This is a genomic window from Treponema sp. B152 (assembly GCF_024181665.1).
In the GTDB taxonomy this organism is placed as follows: domain Bacteria; phylum Spirochaetota; class Spirochaetia; order Treponematales; family Treponemataceae; genus Treponema_B; species Treponema_B denticola.
Genome location: NZ_CP058668.1, coordinates 764,697 through 782,196, shown reverse-complemented (window position 1 = coordinate 782,196; position 17,500 = coordinate 764,697). Strand labels below are relative to the sequence as shown.

12 protein-coding genes and 1 tRNA gene are annotated in these 17,500 nt (G+C 36.3%); 5 read left to right on the top strand and 8 right to left on the bottom strand.

All coding sequences use genetic code 11. The annotated features are described in order from the left end of the window. Nucleotides 1-109: 109 nt before the first annotated feature. From HYB91_RS03480 to HYB91_RS03460, 5 genes are all read right to left on the bottom strand, one after another. Entirely contained in the window at nucleotides 110-469 is a 360-nt protein-coding gene (locus HYB91_RS03480) for a hypothetical protein (RefSeq protein WP_252508156.1), read from the bottom strand. A gap of 339 nt (nucleotides 470-808) precedes the next feature. After that, nucleotides 809-1,918 (bottom strand): tetratricopeptide repeat protein, encoded by a 1,110-nt coding sequence (locus tag HYB91_RS03475; RefSeq protein WP_002675454.1) that lies wholly within the window; start codon nucleotides 1,916-1,918, stop codon nucleotides 809-811. After that, complete coding sequence (locus HYB91_RS03470) at nucleotides 1,915-2,541, bottom strand: hypothetical protein (RefSeq protein ID WP_252508157.1); 627 nt, start codon at nucleotides 2,539-2,541, stop codon at nucleotides 1,915-1,917. The genes HYB91_RS03475 and HYB91_RS03470 overlap by 4 nt, the downstream gene beginning before the upstream one ends. Before the next feature lie 193 nt (nucleotides 2,542-2,734). After that, entirely contained in the window at nucleotides 2,735-3,172 is a 438-nt protein-coding gene (locus HYB91_RS03465; protein ID WP_002675458.1) for a hypothetical protein, read from the bottom strand. Nucleotides 3,173-3,707: 535 nt separating this feature from the next. After that, a complete protein-coding gene (locus HYB91_RS03460) occupies nucleotides 3,708-4,718 on the bottom strand; it encodes a hypothetical protein (protein WP_002675460.1) in 1,011 nt (336 codons plus the stop codon). A 383-nt stretch (nucleotides 4,719-5,101) separates the two neighbouring features. On the opposite strand from HYB91_RS03460, the gene HYB91_RS03455 reads away from it, so the two are divergent. Next, on the top strand, nucleotides 5,102-9,196 hold the full coding sequence (locus HYB91_RS03455) for a FlgD immunoglobulin-like domain containing protein (protein ID WP_002675462.1): 4,095 nt from the start codon (nucleotides 5,102-5,104) through the stop codon (nucleotides 9,194-9,196). A gap of 157 nt (nucleotides 9,197-9,353) precedes the next feature. Here HYB91_RS03455 and HYB91_RS03450 read toward each other — a convergent pair whose 3' ends face one another. Next, complete coding sequence (locus tag HYB91_RS03450; RefSeq protein WP_002675464.1) at nucleotides 9,354-10,283, bottom strand: TatD family hydrolase; 930 nt, start codon at nucleotides 10,281-10,283, stop codon at nucleotides 9,354-9,356. A gap of 39 nt (nucleotides 10,284-10,322) precedes the next feature. On the opposite strand from HYB91_RS03450, the gene HYB91_RS03445 reads away from it, so the two are divergent. Next, nucleotides 10,323-10,406 (top strand) — tRNA-Leu (locus tag HYB91_RS03445). A gap of 100 nt (nucleotides 10,407-10,506) precedes the next feature. Next, entirely contained in the window at nucleotides 10,507-11,292 is a 786-nt protein-coding gene (locus tag HYB91_RS03440) for a septal ring lytic transglycosylase RlpA family protein (RefSeq protein ID WP_002675466.1), read from the top strand. Nucleotides 11,293-11,373: 81 nt separating this feature from the next. Here the strand turns inward: HYB91_RS03440 and HYB91_RS03435 are convergent, their stop codons facing one another. Further along, the gene (locus tag HYB91_RS03435; RefSeq protein ID WP_002675469.1) at nucleotides 11,374-12,372 is read right to left on the bottom strand and encodes an omptin family outer membrane protease; all 999 of its coding nucleotides are present in this window, start codon (nucleotides 12,370-12,372) and stop codon (nucleotides 11,374-11,376) included. Nucleotides 12,373-12,493: 121 nt separating this feature from the next. Between HYB91_RS03435 and HYB91_RS03430 the strand changes: the two genes are divergently transcribed. Together HYB91_RS03430 and HYB91_RS03425 are read left to right on the top strand one after the other, a co-directional pair. After that, nucleotides 12,494-13,651, top strand: coding sequence for a glycosyltransferase family 4 protein (locus HYB91_RS03430; RefSeq protein ID WP_002675474.1), 1,158 nt, complete (start codon nucleotides 12,494-12,496; stop codon nucleotides 13,649-13,651). 57 nt (nucleotides 13,652-13,708) lie between these two features. After that, a complete protein-coding gene (locus tag HYB91_RS03425) occupies nucleotides 13,709-14,983 on the top strand; it encodes a glucose-1-phosphate adenylyltransferase (RefSeq protein ID WP_002674820.1) in 1,275 nt (424 codons plus the stop codon). Nucleotides 14,984-14,997: 14 nt separating this feature from the next. Here HYB91_RS03425 and HYB91_RS03420 read toward each other — a convergent pair whose 3' ends face one another. Beyond that, nucleotides 14,998-17,496: an ATP-dependent Clp protease ATP-binding subunit gene (locus HYB91_RS03420; protein ID WP_002675475.1), complete on the bottom strand. Its 2,499-nt coding sequence runs from the start codon at nucleotides 17,494-17,496 to the stop codon at nucleotides 14,998-15,000. Nucleotides 17,497-17,500 lie beyond the last annotated feature (4 nt).

Here is a 17,500-nt window from a genome sequence, read left to right as displayed (position 1 = left end):
GAACAGTTTTTACCTTTTCTATTTTGAATATATCAATACGGATTATAGCAGTATTTTCTCTTCATCCTGGATCCACATACTTCACAGGATTATAAAGCTTGAAGCTGCACTAGCGGTACCTTACCCCTAATAATCCCGAAGCTTTCTTATAGCTTTTATTATTGCACAAAAGATAAAAGTACACAAGTGTCAGCACCGCGCTTGCTTCGAAGCTGCGCCTATCGGCTTGCTGCACCAATACCGCTCCAATCTTTTTGCTGCATTTGTCTTCACAGGCAAGGCTCTTCCCTCCGGTCAGAGCTTGCTTTTTGCTTAAACACACCGCAAAAAGGATTTCCGCTTCAATCGCTGTCCGAGAAGTTAAACTATCTTGTTGTTTTAATAAATTCCTATTTTTCATTTTTTCCATTTCTTTACTGGTTACCTTAAAGTTTTTTTTACCACCCACCATATGAATATAAATTAACAAAATACATACCAAAAATACAAATACAATCAAAAAAAGAAGGTAAATTTTCCATTTCATCTCTCATTCTTGTTTTTTAAATCTTAAAATATCCATAACAAAATCATTAGCAATAGCTCGGGGTTATACCACATTGTCTAAAAAAGTTTTATTTCTACATATATACACCGTTTCTTTTTCCTTTATTTTATTATATACCAATAATTTATTATCTTTGAGCCTTATTACATAAAATTTATTTTCTATATTTTATTTGCACAAATTCATTGTTTATCTATCCAACCTTCTGCACATAATTAGACAATAAGTATAAATCATTTACAAAAAACATATTAACCTCAATTAGTTTTTTTTACTATTATAAACTACTTCATAGTCATTTGCAAGCTTTAAAAACATACCTTTTTGATATTCATCCTTCGTCTGTTCAGACAGACTTCGATAAATTTTTGCTTTTACTTGATAAAAATCATAATAATCAGGAAATAAATTTATACCTTCTTCTAAACAATCAATGGCCTCATTCAATTCATTTTTTGAGTATAAAGCGACGGCTTTATTATAAAATACTACTTCATTACTGCCGCCTAAATTTATAGCCATATCCAAATCTTTTATCGAATTATCATAATTTTTCAATATAAAATAAATACTACCTCTCCATGTATAAGCCTCAGCATCAGTATTATTAATCTTAATATATTTATTAAAAGCATTTATTGCGTTATCATATTCTTTTAAAGCATAACAAGAAAGGCCTATATGAAAATAAATATCGTTGGAACGATATTTTAACTTCAAGGCTTTATAATAATCGGATAATGCACTATTATAATCTTTTATCGTTTCATAAAACAAACCTCGTGAAAAATAAGCATCGGAATCCCTCGGGTTTAATTTTAATGCTTGTGTATAATTTAAAATAGCATTGTCATAATCTTTCAGACGATAAAATATCTCTCCTCTATTTTTAAAATGCAAAGAATCCTTCGGGTCTAATTTTATTGCACTATTAATATCACAAAGTACTTTCTCGAAATCACCAAATTCTAAATAACAAGACGATCTATTGTTATAAGCTCTAGGATCATTGGGAATTAATTCTATCACTCTAGAAAAATCTACAATAGCTTCATTATATTTCATCATTGCATAAAAAATAAGACCTCGCAGTAAAATAGATTCTTCATAATTAGGATTTATTTTTAATGATCTGTTTATATCATGTATTGCTAAATCATAATAGCCGGATAAGCTGTAATAATAACCTCGCTCATAATAGAGTTTATAATTATTGGGGTCTTTCTCAATTTGTCTTTCATATTTACTAAGATTCATTTGATATATAATAAAACTATCTTTCTCCGTTATTTCACTATTTGGAATAGAATTACAAGAAATAAACTCATACAAAACAATTGGCACTAAAATAACAAAAATTATTTTTTTCATTGCATATTCTCCTTATCATTATTTTCAAATATTTTAAATTCAGGTATGTTCATCTCAGTTTCTTTTATATCCGGTGTTTTTACACCGATTCTTTTCTTTTCCCAATCAATAAAAAATTTTAATTTATTATTAATTGGAATTTTCAACACTTTATATTTTTCATAAATAAATTTTACAAATTTAATAAATGCTTTTCCATAATCAATAGGATGCATCCATGATGCTTTAAAATACATCCACATTCCTTGAAATATTCCTTCATCTTGCAAACCTTCTAACTTTGCAAAAATTGAAACAAGTAAATCATCAATAAAAAACCATTTTCCATCCGGATCGGTATACTTAATCGGGTTATTCCCCGCATAATGATAAACATGTAAATTTACCGTGTTGTATATACCTCCCATTCCGGGCAGGTTCTCATTGTGTTTCTTCGCTTCATCATTTATCGGAGCTGTGGTTAGGGAAGGAAAGACACTTTTGTCAGATAAAAGTTTCTTCCCTCCCCTACAACCCCTCCTATCTTCAAAACTGCTGCTTAAGGGCTCTGCCCTTAAGAATCCCGAAGGTTCCTTATAACTTTTATTATTGCACAAAATATAAAAACAAACAAGTATCGGCACCGCGCTTGCTTCGAAGCTGCGCCTATCGGCTTGCTGCACCAATACCGCTCCAATCTTTTTACTGCATCTCTCTTCACAGGCAAGGCTCTTTCCTCCGGTCAGAGCTTGCTTTTTGCTTAAACGCACCGCAAAAAGGATTTCCGCTTCAATCGCTGTCCGAGAAGTGAGATGGTTAGGCTGTACATGACAATAACTAATCTCCATTTTTGATATATATGACCTCATCTTTAGTAATAATTTTATAATTAATATCATACTTTCCTATTTTTTTATTTTTTTTAATAAAATCAATTGTATATTCTTTATATGAACCCCAGGAAGCACTAGAAAACGGTATTTCGATCAGAAGCTCAATATCATTATTATTTATATCTCCTATTTTTAATGGAAATTCTCCATACCGGCATTTGTCTATCAATATATAAAAATTATTATAAATATATAAAATTTTATTTCCTGAGCCATAATATAAAAGAGGTTCTTGGTAAGACAGTACAAGAATATTTTTATTATGATTAAATAAGACTACCTGTCTTGCAGAATCAAAAATATTTTTTGTATATATACAATATGCTATAAATATAAAAAATAAAAGCACACTTATAATAAATAAAAAAATATTCTTCTTCATTACTCACCTCTTTTCATTTTACTTTAGGATAATACTATATCCATATAAACTTCGCGTATACCGATATTTATTTTCTCCATACATAGGAACCTGACCAAAAACGTTATACAGCCCCCCAAATACCCTTAGCATATAATGCCACAGCACCTTTTTGAAAATCGTCAAATTCTATACTAAAAAAGCAGCATTCATTCCTGCTAAAATATTACTAGTGTCTCGTAATGTTACATCATTAATCACGTTTTTAACTAGGCCATCTTGGTCTATCCATGTAGCTCTACCATCCGGATCCATACACTTCACCGGATTATAAAGCTTGAAGCTGCACTAGCTGTACCTTATCCCTAATAATTCTGAAGCTTTCTTATAGCTTTTATTATTGCACAAAATATACAAATAAGCAAGTATCGGCATCTCAGTTTTCAGGGCTCCGCTGCAGTTTGAAATAGTTAGGTTGTGAATAAAAGTAAAAATTTGTTTTCATATTCTAAACCAATCTGATAGAAATTCAAGTTTAATTAAACACATAAAATTTTTAAAATCCACTCAATAAAGTTCTAGTAAACATTAGTACAGCTGCTATAAATATAAGGGATAAAACGAATAATTTCACAAAAAACCAAGTCGACTTTTTTCCCAGATAATAAGCATATCTACAGTCTAAGTAAACTTTTGGAAGCATACACCCTATACCAAGAGTCTCGATAAAAATAGTATATAAAAAAACATCTTCTTTGCCTATTTTTACTATCATAGGTGAAACACAAAGAAGAACACAACCAATGTAAAAAAAGACATCTGTTATTTTCATATTCATGTATTTTTTTTCTTTGTTTAAGTTAATAACATATCCCATATATATAATTAAAAGAATTGTATATATGTAATTATATATATAAAACCTTTTTAAAAATATTAAAACAATTTCTTTCACGCGTATTAACTTAATTGCAATATAATATTCAGCACCTGAAATCGTTTGTGCTAATTGTGAATTGTACCAGCCTCTTTCAGTGATCTCAGTGGGAACTGAATCTATAACAACTGCTTCTTTCTTCAACGGTACAAAACTTATCGAGTTTTTTGGCTTATTAAAATACGAATCTATCCACAAAAAAAGTATAATATTCATTATGACATAAATAGTTATAATAAAAATAATTTTTATTTTTTGTTTTCGAGTAAAATCTTTTATTTTATTTATATAAGTATATAGTAAAAAAACAAAAAAAGTAAAATTCGGGATAAAAAACACTATTAAAGTTGCCATAAGAATTTTTCTTACTTTTTTCATATTCAAACCAAATTCAAATTCTGAACCATTAATACTTAAAGTATAATTTTTATCATACTTTCCAAGCATTTGAAGAACAGGCTCTATTTTCAATATGGATATATCACTGTCATTTACAGGAATATATAACTTACTTGAGTATCCTGGTAAAATACGTAAAAACACTATAAGCATAATAACAAAATTAAACACTAAATAAACTGTAATTAAAAAAATATATTTTTTTCTCTCTTTAAATTTTTCATAGATCATATTATTCCAAACTCTCTACTTTTATTGGCAGCCCACCATATATATAGCAATATTATACCATAATTATTTACTTAGGTATATACTTAAAATTACAGCAACTAAAAAACCACTAAACATAACAATAAAACCTTTCCAACCATCCATAATTTTCTCTCCTATATGCGGTACAACATATTCCCTTAATTATTATAACAGTTTTTGACTCATATATCCATAAAAAAAATAAGTTTTTGCCGATATATAAGGAATAAAGGGACCTCGAAAAACTTCAGCTTTTCTAGGTCTTTCTTGATTTTAATTTGCCTAAAAGCCAATTTAAGTAACACTTTACCTATTAAAAGTGTTTTACTAAGCAGTTATATTTGCTTTTAAAGGAGCTCAATATGATTTTTTTTAAATTCGGTTTAAAAGCGAAAGTTTTTTTTGTTTTATGCTTTTTTATGATAGGATCGGCGGTTTTTGCCTATGATCCCATGCCCGGAGGGGAAGAAAAGCCGGCGCTGCAATCCCCCTCGGTTGCCGGAGGACAGGCCTCTGTTACGGGAGGGCCTTTCGGGGACACGGTGCCGGGCAGCCTTGCCGTAAACCCTGCTTTAGGCGGGGCCGAACAAAGGCCTATTCTCGACGTTTCCTATTTTTTAATTGCAGGCCTTAGCGAAGAAAAAGGCTTAGGTCATGAGGTCAATGCAGGCCTCCTTTACCCCTTTAGATGGGGAAACCTTGCAGGAAGTCTTCACTTTTTAAATGCCGAATTTAATTCCTTAAAACTTGGAACAATGGGAGGCTTACGCTTTTCATATTCAAAGGATTTAACCGATAAATTTTTAATAGGTGTCGGAGCCTACGCCGATATCGGAAAGGACTGGGGACTCGGGCTCGATATCGGAGCTCTTTATATGTTCGGAGACCTCGGATTTCTAAAAAACTCCAAGCTGGGCGTTTCGATAACGGGACTCGGCAAAACCTATAACCCAAAGGCAACGGGCATAAAGGGAGGAGCTTCAAGCGGCAGCCCTGCAATACTCACTCCGAGGGTAGGCTTTGCTTCAACATTGGTAGATATTGACGGCTTCCAACTCGGAATGCACGCAGACCTTTCGGCCCCCTTTTTCCAAAATCTTATTTTTAATACGGGACTTCACATGCTCATGGCCGATATGATATCCTTTAAAACGGGCTTTGTCATCAACACGCTTGAAGCAATTAATAAAAAACAAACATTTATCCCATCATTCAACATAGGGGTAAATATAAAGATTAAATCTAAAGGGGCAGATGATTCCTTTTTAAAGAAAAACGGCTGGGAAGAAAGCGAAATCCGACCCGAGTTTGCAGCAAAACCATTCCATAACGGAATTTGGGCATTCGGCGGAGGCGTAAATGTTCACTTCGGTCTAAAGGACAACGAAGGGCCTAAGATCCAAGCCGAAATGCCCGAAAACGGCACACTGTACTTTTCTCCCAATAATGACGGAGAAAACGATGCAATGGAAATCCCCTTAAAAATTACCGACAAAAGATATGTAACGGCTTGGAGCTGTGAAATAAAGGATGAAAAAGGAAACACTGTCCGCACAATTTCGAACAAAACCCCTTTGCGCGAAATGAAAGATGCAGCTTCATTTTTTAAACTTTTAGGAAAATCCAAAGAAGGTGTTGAAGTGCCCGATACCCTCCGCTGGGACGGACGCACCGATTCGGGAGAAATAGCCCCCGACGGAAAATACAGCTTTGTAATAAGAGCCGAAGACGACAACAAAAATAAATCGGAATCTCAAGTTTACACAGCCTATGTGGATAAAACTCCTCCCGCTCTTACATTTAATAAACCTCAAAACCAAGAAGCCCTCATCTTCAGTCCTGACGGGGACGGAAACAAGGATGTCTTTGTTTTCGACAATAAGGGTTCAAATGAAGACCTTTGGACGGCAAGCATAAGCGATGCCCAAGGCAAGGTCGTAAAAAAAATAGAGGTTAAAAATAATGAACTTTCTCCTTTAAGCTGGGACGGAAAAGACGATTCGGGGATTTTTGTACCTGACGGAGTTTACAGCTATAAAATCGAATCTACCGACAGGGCAAAGAATAAAACCGTATCAAGCCTTTCAAACATCATTGTAGATACCTACAAGCCCTCGATTAACATAAATATAGATAAAAACGCCTTTTCACCGGTAAGCAGCTCAAACAATAAGATAAGCTTTATTCCTTCTATTCCGATTACCAAGGGGCTTGAAGAATGGAAGATTGAAGTAAAAAATCAAACAGGTGCAACCGTAAAAGCATATACGGGAACTCCTTCAAAGATAGAAACCAAAAGTTTTGACGGAAAGGACGAAACAGGAAAGCTCTTGCCCGAGGGTACATACAAGGCATTTATTTCCGCAAGGTATATAAACGGACATAAGCCTTCAACTCAAACGCCCTCTTTTACCTTGGACATTACACCGCCCAAGGCTGAAGCAAGTACGAACCAAAAACTATTTTCTCCCGACGGCGACGGAGAACTGGACAGCATTATCTTTACTCACAAGGAAGAAAAACCCGGCAGATGGACGGCGGAAATCTATAAGGCCTCAAGCGGAAATACAATCAGCGGTACGCCTATTTTTACAAGCAGCCTTGGGGACAAGCTGCCTCCTCAATTTGAATGGAACGGAAGAAAGTCCGACGGCAGTTTTGCCGAAGACGGTAAGTACATCTATGTGTTAAGGGGAATTGATGAGGCTCAAAACGAAGCTCTCTCGAATACCGTGCTTGTAGAGCTCAATACCGAAAAAGCGGATATCATTCTCCAATCAAATTATACAGCCTTTTCTCCCAATAATGACGGGGTAAAGGACAGCATGGAATTCTATCCTGTAGTAAAATCAAAAACGCCTGTCAGCTCATTTACTCTTAACATTAAAGATTCAAAGGGCAAACTTGTTAAAGCCTACAAGGGCAATACTCCTCCAAAGAAAATAACTTGGGACGGACAGCCTGATGAGCTCCCTTCAGCCGATAAAAAAGCGATAGTGTCTGACGGAATATACTCCGCAGAATTTGAAGTAGAGCTTGCAAATAAAAATAAGGCAAAATCAATTATTTCATCGATAACGATAGACACGGTTTATCCTGAAATTCAAATTTCCGCTCCTTATCTGGCCTTTTCTCCCGTTGAAGGAAACAACAAGCCCAACCTTCCCATAGATCAAATATCTTCTTCCGAAAAAGAATGGGTAGGACGCTTTGTCGATTCCAAAAACAAAACGGTAAAAACCCTAAAATGGAAGAACAAGGCCGATAAGTTTATCTGGGAGGCAGATGATGATAAGGGCAATAAAGCCCCCGATGAAAAGTATACCTATGTCGTAGAGGCTGAAGACGAGGCAGGAAACAAGACCGTTCAAAAACTTGAAGGAATCATCGTAGACCGCCGTCAAGCCAAGGGTTATATAACCGCCGAACACAAGGTATTTTCTCCTACAGGTAACGGAATAAAGGATGTTCAAAATATTTCGGTGCTTACAAATATTGATGCCGAAATAGACAACTGGAATATTCAGATTTCGGATGTGGAAAGCGGTAAGGTTTTTGCCGAATGGACTTCCAAAAAGGACGGAAAACTTCTTAAAAAACTTGTATGGGACGGCAAGAGCGGAAACTCAAAGGCTCCCGACGGCAGGTATATGGCAACCATGTACATAGAGTACAAAAAAGGCGATATCGTAACGGCCTTTACGGAAGATTTCATCCTTTCAACTCAGGCGCCTAAGATCGGCGTAAGCACAAGGCCTAAATATTTCAGCCCCGATAATGACGGAACCGATGATGACCTCTACATAAGCCTAAAAGCCGATTCAAAGGCCGGCATCGAAAACTGGAAGTTTGAAATCACCGAACCGGAAGAAAATGGCGGAAAGCTTTTCTGGAAAACCGGCGGAAAAGAAAAAATAACTAATGAACTTATCTGGGACGGCCGCTCTCTTTCAGGAGAAACTGTACAGTCTGCAACGGATTATCCTTTTACCTTTACGGTAACCGACAAGGTAGGCCTCACCTCGGTTTACAGGGGTTACATTCCGGTAGATATTCTTGTTATCAGGGATGGGGATAAACTTAAAATAGCCGTACCTTCGATTATATTTAGGGCAAATGCAGCCGACTTTGAAGGCCTCGATAAGGCCATCGTCGATAAGAATAAAAGTATTTTAAAACGTATTGCCGTTATCCTCAATAAATTCCCGGAATATCAAGTTCAGGTTGAAGGACATGCCAATACTACGACAGGTACCGAAAAAGAAGAAACAACAGCCCTCCTCCCCCTATCAAAACAAAGGGCAGAGGCTGTCCGCCAATTCCTTATAAAGGAAGGCCTTAAAAGCTCCCGTCTTTCTTCTATAGGAATGGGAAGCTCCAAACCCGTTGCCTCTCTTAATGACAGGGACAATTGGTGGAAAAACCGCCGAGTCGAATTTATTTTGATTAAGCAGTAAAACTTAAGACTTTTTAAGTAAAACAAAAGACTGTTCCCCATACGGGTACCCCACAAGGGGCTCCCATACGGGCGGACAGCCTTTTTACTGTAAAGAACCTTTTTTTAAACTATACGGAACCTCTAAAAAACAATCGAGTTTTTAGAGATTCCCTATCCTACTTTACCAAAAAACAAGAACAGCAGTTTTGATAAATTTGTTCCGTCAAAGCTTCCATGGATTTACCTAAAATCTCGGAAATGGCGGCATAGGTGTATTCTATTAAAAGAGGAGTATTTATTTTTCCCCTAAAAGGAACGGGAGCTAAATACGGGGCATCCGTTTCAAGCAAGAGCTTATCGGCAGGAATTGCCCTCACAAGCTCTGCAATCCTATCCTTATCGGCCTGCTTTTTAGCATAGGTTATGTTTCCGGGAAAGGAAATATACCAACCCCTTTCCAAAAAGGAATAAGCCTCTTTAAGCCCGTAGGAATAGCAGTGGATTATCCCCTTGTGATGGCCTACCTCATCAATACATTTTAAGGTATCTTCGTAAGCATCCCTTGAATGAACGATTACGGAAAGATTTTTTTCTTTTGCAATTTTTAACTGTTCCTTAAAAAGGAATTCCTCCCCTTCTATATCGCTTGTGCCTTTTTCTTCGGAATTTAAATCCCCGCCCCTTTTTTCGGCAGCAGGGCCGTTCCAATAACGGTCAAGTCCGCATTCTCCAAGGCCGCAATAAAAGGGCTTTTTCGGATTAGTCTTTTCCGCTTCGGCTTTTTGTAAAAAAAGAGTACCGATATCGGTTTTTAGGGCTGCAAGAGCCTTTTCAGGCTCGGCAATGCTTTCGGCATGGGGCCAAAGCCCCGCAGCAAAATGCAAAAAATCGGGGAAACGCTCAGGCAAATGAACGGTCTCTTGCCCTTGTATTTTACCTTCAAAAACCTCCGAAATAAATTTTTGTCTTTCTTTTAAATCTCCCAGTTGAGTGCCTATATCCATGGCAAACCTGAATTTGCGTTCCATCATTGTATTTAAAAATGAAGCATCGCCTTCATTTCGTTTAAAAATCATAAAAAAATGTGCATGAGAATCGGAAAACATCTTGACCACCTTTAAAATTTATGATAGTATACCACATCCGCTGAAGTGGTGGAATAGGTAGACACTAGGGACTTAAAATCCCTTGGCAGTAATGCCGTACGGGTTCAATTCCCGTCTTCAGCACAAAAGCCTTAAACTTAATCGGTTTAAGGCTTTTTTTTCTAATCTTCTTTTTTTTTATTCCGATACTGAATATATAAGATTTTAATTCGGGAGGAATTAAATGAAAAAAACAATCCTTATGTTAATTTTATTCTTATCCTTTATGCTTTTTTTAACTGCACAGGGAGAAATTATAAGCGAGGAAACTTATGCTTCGTACTACGGGGAAGCCTTTAACGGAAGGCCGACTGCAAACGGAGAAATATTCGATATGAATGCTTACACTGCGGCTCATAAAACTCTTCCGTTCGGAACTCTTGTTGAAGTTACCAACCTAGAGAACGGAAGAAAGGTCATCGTAAGAATAAATGATAGAGGACCCTTTGTTGGTAACCGCGAAATAGATGTTTCGAAGGCTGCCGCCGCTGCCTTGGATATGCTATCCTATGGAGTTGTAAGGGTAAGTCTAAGAAGGATAGATCCTAACAATATGGGTTCTTTTACAAGTACCGAAACGTCAGAAAAGCCTATCAATCAGGAAAAGACTCCCGTAAAAACGGAAGAAACAAGCAGCAGAGCAAAGGACTTGGTAAAAACAAAAGAGCAGGACTTTCAAGCTTTAACCGACAGCACAAAAAATAAAAGCCTTGTTTATACGCCTGCCAAGGCTTCGGAAACAGAAGGCGTTTTATGGAGAATTCAGCTGGGCTCATTTAAGCGTGAAGAAAATGCCCTAAGGCTTGTCATAAAATTAAGAAAGATAGGTTTTGAACCCGCCTATGAAAAAACGGAAACAACTACAAGAGTTGTTTTATACGGTATTAGGCCTCATGAACTTGAAAAAGTAAAAAGAGTGCTTGAGTTAAACTCTTTTAACGATTATGTCTTACGCCAAGAAAGTTGGTAAAACATAGAACCTCCTAAAATAATTTTTCCCAAGCTTCCATAGAGGGAGCTTGGGTTTTTTATTTAAAATTATCTGAAAAATCTATTTTACTATATGAAATATAAAGCCTAAATTGATACGGGTAGAATATAAAGCAGCGCCAACCGAACCGGTAGATGAGCTGCTTTTCAATATTCCTGATTTTAAATAATAAGTAAAAAGCTTTCCATGGTAGGCCGTAATCGAGGTGTAGTCAATGGAAGAAAAAAAAGAAAAATGCTTTGAAAGTCTTTTTTCAGCCGAAAGGTATAAATAAAAGGACAGATTTTTCTTTTTAAAAACATCTACAAATTTTAAGCCGCCATCCTCTCTTTTATAATGGAAATCCTCTGCAAACCCAATAGCACTCGGGCAAAGCTGAGTAGATAAATCAATCTTCCACTCCCTTGGAAGCTCAAATCTAAATAGAACTCCTACACTTGGTAAAATAAAGCTTTGTTTATAACTTATTCCGAGTCCTGCAACGGAAATGGTAGGAGTATCAGGTAAAACAGGACTTGGAGGATTTGTATCGGGAGGATACTTGGTGTAACCGTCCACGGCATCCCACGCATTTAAAATATACCTTATTCCTATGGATGGAGCACAAGAGACTCTTATTTTTTTATTCGAAGGGGTTTTATACTCAACAAGAAGCTTCATAAAGCCGATATTTAGATTTAAATCCAAGCCCTTTTTAACATAGGCCTTATGCTCCGAAAAATGGGTCAGCATTGAAGAATCATAGGGATTAAGATAGTCATAATCAAAAATTTGTCCCGAATATGCGGGGATTATAAATGAAGAAATAAAAGAAAAGTACAATCCGTTTTTAAGCTTAAACTCGGTATCGGCAGTAAGGCCTCCGGCAGGCAAAAGAGGCCAATCAAGCTTGCTTCTAATATGTGAGTCAGTGCTAAAGACATACTCGAATCCCGAACCTGCTATAAGCGACGGAGAAACAGAAAAACTAAATGAAGTTTTTCCTTCTTCGGATGAGATAGAGTGAGCACTTAGAAAAAGAAAAATAAGGATAATGATCCGCCTATCAAAACCGCTCATACTAAGATTAGTTTAGTTGGTCTTAAAGTTTATGTCAAGTATTGCTAAAGCTGTTGGCAAAGAAAAATATTTGTGATAAAATAAAACCGCATATGATAAATTTTGATTGGAGCTATATAAAATGAAAATTGGAATTTTTACCGATTGTTATTATCCTCAAATAAACGGAGTTGTAACCTCTACGATGAACTTACAAAAAGAGCTGGAAAAGCTTAACCATGAAGTTTATATAATCACAACCACATTTCCCAATTTTAAGGATGAGGATGAAAAACATATTATCCGTATTCCTTCAATCCCTTTCTTTAAATGGTCCGAATTCAGAATAGGATTATTTTTAAAACATACAAAGGCATACAATAAAGTAAAGGCTTTAAATTTCGATATAGTACATACTCAAACGGAATTTTCTATGGGCAACTTCGGTACTTTCATTGCAAAAGATCTAAATATTCCCTGCATACACACATATCATACTGTCTATGAAGAATATACCCACTATATTTCCAATTTCGGCAAAAGCCCTTTAAAAAAAGTAGTAAGAAAGCTCTCAAAACGTTATATTGCCCATTTTTCAGGAGTTATAGCACCCACAGAAAAAACAAGGGACCTTCTCATAAGTTATGGAGTAAAAAATAAAATTTATGTAGTACCTACAGGAATAAATCTTGAGAAATTTAAAAAAGATATTCCCGATGCCGAAACGAATAGCTTACTAAAATCTTTTAACATAAAAAAAGATTCATTTAAACTTATATTTTTAGGAAGAATATCAAAAGAAAAAAATATTGAAACTTTAATTAATATAATGCCGAAAATAGTAAGCGAAAATAACAATATCCAACTTATCATTGTAGGTGACGGGCCTGATAGGTTAGAGCTTGAAGAAAGGGTAAGATACTTAGATTTACAAGATAATGTAATATTTACAAATAGAATCCCAAACGACAAGGTTCCTATATATTACAAAGCTGCCGATTTATTTATAAGTCCATCAAAAACTGAAACACAGGGCCTAACAATTCTAGAAGCAATGGCCGCAGGAGTTCCCGTTTTGGTATATGACGACACAAATATCAAAGGACTCGTCTTGCACAAAAAGACAGGCTTATTATTTAAGGAAAACGATGAACTTTTGGACAACATTAAATTCGCATTAAACAACAAAGAAGAAATTCAAAGTTATGCAAAAGAAGCATTTAAGATAGCCGAGGACTTTTCGTCTGCCAATTTTGCAAAAAAAGTAGAAAGAATTTATAAAGAATTAATAAATCAGTAAATTAGTCTGGTAAAATTTTAAAAAGCATTATATAATATTAGGCAAGGAGGGATGCCTATGTCAAAAGTTCTTTCCATAATATTGGGAGGCGGAAAAGGGACACGTCTTTATCCGCTTACCATGCATAGATCTAAACCGGCTGTTCCTTTCGGAGGCAAGCATCGAATTATCGATATACCTCTTTCCAATTGTATAAATTCCGGCTTTAGGAATATTTATATTGTAACACAATTTAACTCGGCGTCTTTGCATATTCACATTGCAAAAGCCTACACTTTTGATACGTTTTCAAACGGATTTGTAGAAATTCTTGCAGCTGAGCAAACTTTCGACAATACGGGCTGGTATGAAGGAACGGCCGACTCCATAAGAAAAAACCTTCATCATTTTCGGCATCAAAATCCATCCCATTATTTAATCCTTGCAGGCGATCAACTCTACCGCATGGATTTAAAAAAGTTTTTAAATTTTCATAAAGAATCGGAATCCGATATTACCGTAGCCTGTACTCCGGTCACACGAGAGGATGCATCAGGTTTCGGTATTATGAAGGTTAATTCGGATTCTTTAATTACCGAGTTTATGGAAAAACCGGGAGCCGACAAAAACATAGATGATTGGAAAATTCCCGAAAAGTCTCTTATCAAACCGAATGATCCCAATAAACAATATCTGGCTTCCATGGGTATTTATATTTTCAGTGCGAAGATTATGGAAGAATGTTTAGACAGTGATCATACCGATTTCGGAAAAGAAGTAATTCCTGCCGCCATAAACGGGAAATATAAGGTTTCTGCCTTCCCTCATAACGGATATTGGTCCGACATAGGAACCATCAAGTCTTTTTATGATGCAACTCTTGATCTGACGGAAATAACACCTAAATTCGACTTTTATGACGCTGAAAGGCCAATATACACCCATAACAGAAATCTACCTCCATCAAAAGTAAACTATGCACACTTGAGCAGATCTATCTGCAGCGAAGGCTGTGTCATAACGAATTCCACAATAAATCACTCCGTAATAGGGGTCAGGTCAATCATAGAAACAGGCAGCTTTGTAGAAGATTCTATCTGCATGGGGGCGGACTATTACGAAACACATGAGGAAAAGGAAACCCGATTAAAAGAAGGAAGCCCCGGCTTAGGTATAGGAAATCATTGCCGCATACGTTCTGCAATAATAGACAAAAATGTGCGTATAGGAAATAACGTATCCATAGGTATGGACCAAACACCTCCCGACGGCGACTACGGTTTCTATCATGTTGTCGGTGGAATATACGTTATAGTAAAAAATTCCGTAATACCTGATAATACTTCAATATAAAAAGTATCGGCGCATCAGTTGGATTCGACCTCACATTTAACCGGTGCGCTGTAAGCACCTTCGTAATTCGGATTTTCTTTAATGCCGATTATTATATCATTCGCTGAAGCCGAAAAATCTACAAGGGCAGTCTTACCCTTTGAAAACTCTCCGCTTATTATTTTAACGGACAATACATCTTCGATTTTATTTTGAAGAAGTCTTCTCATGGGGCGTGCACCGTAGGCAGGGTCATATCCTTTATCTGCAAAGAAATCTTCGGCTTCTTTTGAAAGCTCAATATATAAATCCAGCTTTGCAATTCTATCTTCAAATTTTTTAAGCTCGAGTTTTAATATCCGTTTGATGTCATCCTTATCCAAGGGCTTAAAAACAAGCAACTCATCAATTCTATTTATAAATTCCGGTGATAAGAATTTTTTTATTTCGTTAAGAGCGCTTGCTCTTATCTCGGAATAGGCCATTACACCATCTCCCGAAAGATTAAAGCCTAACTGATTTTCTTTTATGATGGACTTGGAGCCTGCATTACTGGTCATAATAATAACCGTATTTTTAAAATTGACGATGCGTCCGCTGCTGTCTCTAAGCTCACCTTCTTCTAAAATTTGTAACAAAATATTAAAGACATCGGGATGAGCTTTTTCTACCTCATCCAAAAGCAAAACGGAATACGGATTTCGTCTTATTTTTTCGGTTAAAAATCCGCCGGAATCAAAACCGACATATCCGGGAGGAGCTCCGATAAGTTTTGCAGCATTATGTTTTTCCATATAGTCGCTCATATCGACCCTGATTAAAGCTTCTTTTGTGCCGAATAAAAATTCGGCGAGAGTTTTTGCAAGAAGGGTTTTTCCGACACCGGTAGGGCCTAAAAACAAAAATGAACCTATGGGTCTGTCTGGAGACGAAATACCTGCACGGGACCTTCTAATTGAATTGGACAAAATCGATATGGGTTCGTCTTGCCCTATCACAGATTTTTTTAATTCATCTTCAATATGAAGCATCCTTTCGGCCTCATCTTGGCTCAATTTATTTACGGGGATATCCGTCATCATTGCAACAACTTCTGCTATATCGTTTTCATCAACATAGGAAATAGGATGCTGATAAGAAGTCATCCACTTATTTTTAATTTGATATATATCGTTTTTTAGCTCAAGGACTTCGTCTCTGATTAAGGCTGCTTTTTCATAATTTTGCATCTCAACCATCTCGGCTTTTTCAAGCATCAAAACCTTTATCTTGTCTTCAATTTCAAAAAGTTCGCCGGGTTTTTTGTCAAGGATAGTTTTTTTCATTGCCCCTGCTTCATCCAATACATCAATAGCCTTGTCAGGAAAAAATCTATCCGTGATATACCGTTTTGAATATTCAATTATCTTGGTTACAGTCTGGGGTTCATAGATGACGTTGTGATGTTCTTCATATTTATGTTTTATACCGCATAGTATATCAAAGGTCTCTTCAGGATTCGGTTCTTTAACTTGAATCAACTGAAAACGCCTTTCAAGGGCCAAATCGTTTTTAAAATATCTTCTGTATTCGTCAACTGTTGTAGCCCCAATACATTGTATTTCGCCTCTGGCTAGGGCAGGCTTTAAAATATTGGCAGCGTCCATCGCTCCCTGAGAGCCGCCGGTACCTATGAGGGTATGAATTTCATCTATAAACAAAATTATATTTTTATTTTCTTTTATTTCATTTATAATTTGCTTCAGTCTTTCTTCAAACTGACCTCTATACTTTGTTCCTGCAATTACGGAACCGAGATCCAAAGAAACAATACTTTTATTCAATAAATCGTGAGGCACGTTTTCATTTATTATGGCAAAGGCCAAGCCTTCAACAATGGAGGTCTTTCCTATTCCGGGCTCTCCTACAAGGATGGGATTATTTTTTGTTCTGCGGGAAAGGATTTGGATGAGCCTTCTGATTTCTTTTTCGCGGCCTATAATTGGGTCAAGACTTCCGGAACTTACAATATCCGTCAGGTTGCGTCCAAATTCGGAAAGAGCTGAGGGTTTTGACTTAGACGCATCAGCTGCTTTAGCTGTTCGGACAGAATCCATCTGATCGGTTATTTTTAATATTATCATCCTTATATCTTCAGTGACGATATTATACCGCATAAAAAAATCGGATATTATGGAATTTTCTTCTCTGACAAGGGCTACAAGAAGATGTTCGGTACCAACCACACTTTGCCTCATAGTCCTTGCTTCTATTGTTGCAATATCGACCAAAGTCTTAATTCTTCGAGAAGGAGGAATTTCACCTATAATTCTATCCCCTGTACGGATAGGAGTGTTTTGTTCTATAAATAACTGTAAATTGAGAATATCAATATTTAATTTTTGAAGAATTATATAACCCCTGCCTACCTTATTGCGGATCAAAGCAGATAAAATATGCTCGGGTTGAAACAGATTCGCATTAACCCGCCTGGCTTCCTGCTGACCAAAAAGAGTAAGCAGCTTATGAGCATCTTGTGAAAGACCTTGACACATATAA

What these genes read in the sequence shown, in the direction of transcription:
- HYB91_RS03430 (WP_002675474.1), top strand. Translation starts at nt 12,494, where the DNA reads ATGAAAATTGGAATTTTTACCGATTGTTATTATCCTCAAATAAACGGA.
- HYB91_RS03420 (WP_002675475.1), bottom strand. Translation starts at nt 17,496, where the DNA reads ATGTGTCAAGGTCTTTCACAAGATGCTCATAAGCTGCTTACTCTTTTT.
- HYB91_RS03450 (WP_002675464.1), bottom strand. Translation starts at nt 10,283, where the DNA reads ATGTTTTCCGATTCTCATGCACATTTTTTTATGATTTTTAAACGAAAT.
- HYB91_RS03465 (WP_002675458.1), bottom strand. Translation starts at nt 3,172, where the DNA reads ATGAAGAAGAATATTTTTTTATTTATTATAAGTGTGCTTTTATTTTTT.
- HYB91_RS03425 (WP_002674820.1), top strand. Translation starts at nt 13,709, where the DNA reads ATGTCAAAAGTTCTTTCCATAATATTGGGAGGCGGAAAAGGGACACGT.
- HYB91_RS03460 (WP_002675460.1), bottom strand. Translation starts at nt 4,718, where the DNA reads ATGATCTATGAAAAATTTAAAGAGAGAAAAAAATATATTTTTTTAATT.
- HYB91_RS03435 (WP_002675469.1), bottom strand. Translation starts at nt 12,372, where the DNA reads ATGAGCGGTTTTGATAGGCGGATCATTATCCTTATTTTTCTTTTTCTA.
- HYB91_RS03440 (WP_002675466.1), top strand. Translation starts at nt 10,507, where the DNA reads ATGAAAAAAACAATCCTTATGTTAATTTTATTCTTATCCTTTATGCTT.
- HYB91_RS03455 (WP_002675462.1), top strand. Translation starts at nt 5,102, where the DNA reads ATGATTTTTTTTAAATTCGGTTTAAAAGCGAAAGTTTTTTTTGTTTTA.
- HYB91_RS03475 (WP_002675454.1), bottom strand. Translation starts at nt 1,918, where the DNA reads ATGAAAAAAATAATTTTTGTTATTTTAGTGCCAATTGTTTTGTATGAG.